The following is a 1,162-nucleotide window of genomic DNA, read 5'->3' as shown; positions in this document are numbered from 1 at the left end:
CCCGGCCCGCGTCGGTCAAGACAATACTGTCGCGCTTTTGCGAGCTCGTCCCGATTTCCGGGCTTGGCTGATCAAGGCGGATGTCACGTCAATCGGTTTGGTCCCGTTTGGTAATGCCAACGCCGGTGGTTGAGCGATCAGTAGCCGCCCAGCAGACGGTCAAGCGCTGCAGTGATCTTGTCCCGATGCTCCCGCAATGAGCCGATCGAGGGACCAAGCTCGTTTAACGGAACCGATGCAATGAACGCCGGGTGCATCAGGCATTTGACGCCAGCGATCTCGAAGGGCGGCGTGAAATCTGCTGGCAGTTTGCCGGGAGGGAAAGAGTCCGCACGAATCAGCGGGACAACAACCCGAATTGTCAGGCCATCGAGAAAGTCGCTCTGCACGTCGACCAGGTCGGCGTATTCGCCTTGCTTTTGCCGGGGTTGGCATAAACTTCAAATCGCGCCATCAAAACATCCGGTATTCAGCCAGTGGAAGGCCATTCTTTTCTACCCAGTCGTTGGTGTTTTTAATGAACTCGGCGTTCTCCTGCGCCCAGCGACGACCTTCCTCAGCCTTGATTGCGTCGCGCAAAGCCTGCTCGCAGGCACGTGAGAAGTTGATGCCCAGTTCCTTCGCCCGCTCATAAACGTCGACAGGCAGCGTGACATTGGTCGCCTTACGCGATACGGCGGCAGTTGCATGTGTCATGCGAGCCTCCATGTGGATGAATATGCGCACATCTGTCCACATTTTACACATGATCAATGCCTTCCGCTGCGTCGGTTCTGTACGAAGTGACAGCGACTTGACATAATCTAAATTAACAACTTTTCTGCATGTAGAAGCTTTTTAGTAATGTCCGATTCAGGCTAATTAGAAATGTCCGATTTTTGCCCCCTTAGGCTCACGCTGTCGCGATGCGTCGACCCGGGGGTGAATCATGAATGGGCGTGGTCTGATCACGGCGAGCATGCGCGAACTGGAACGAGTCAAGGTCATCGAGGCGGTCATTGAAGGCCGCCTGCGCTGCTTTCAGGCAGCCGAGCGGCTGGATCTTTGTGAGCGACAGATCAGCCGGCTGTGCCGGCGTTATGAGGCCGATGGTCCAGCCGGACTGGTGTCGGGCAAGCGTGGCCAGCCGAGCAATCGTGAACTGCCCATCGATCTGCGTGCG

General features: G+C 56.5%; 3 protein-coding genes. 1 reads left to right on the top strand and 2 read right to left on the bottom strand.

What is annotated here, in order from left to right:
• Positions 1-137: 137 nt before the first annotated feature.
• Positions 138-389, bottom strand: a complete 252-nt coding sequence (locus BN2476_RS44930) for a CcdB family protein (protein WP_235851270.1) — start codon at positions 387-389, stop codon at positions 138-140.
• A 64-nt stretch (positions 390-453) separates the two neighbouring features.
• Complete coding sequence (locus BN2476_RS44925; RefSeq protein WP_087740506.1) at positions 454-696, bottom strand: type II toxin-antitoxin system CcdA family antitoxin; 243 nt, start codon at positions 694-696, stop codon at positions 454-456.
• 232 nt (positions 697-928) lie between these two features.
• On the opposite strand from BN2476_RS44925, the gene BN2476_RS44920 reads away from it, so the two are divergent.
• Positions 929-1,162, top strand: a 234-nt coding sequence (locus BN2476_RS44920; protein WP_143811253.1) for a helix-turn-helix domain-containing protein, incomplete at its 3' end; no start/stop codon positions are given.

The sequence above is a fragment of the Paraburkholderia piptadeniae genome, from assembly GCF_900007165.1.
Taxonomy (GTDB): Bacteria; Pseudomonadota; Gammaproteobacteria; order Burkholderiales; family Burkholderiaceae; genus Paraburkholderia; species Paraburkholderia piptadeniae.
Note: the sequence above shows the minus strand (reverse complement) of the source record. Positions and strands in the feature narration are given on the sequence as shown.

Bases quoted from the DNA above. Each gene is read 5' to 3' on its own strand.
- BN2476_RS44925 (WP_087740506.1), bottom strand. From the start codon at position 696: ATGACACATGCAACTGCCGCCGTATCGCGTAAGGCGACCAATGTCACG.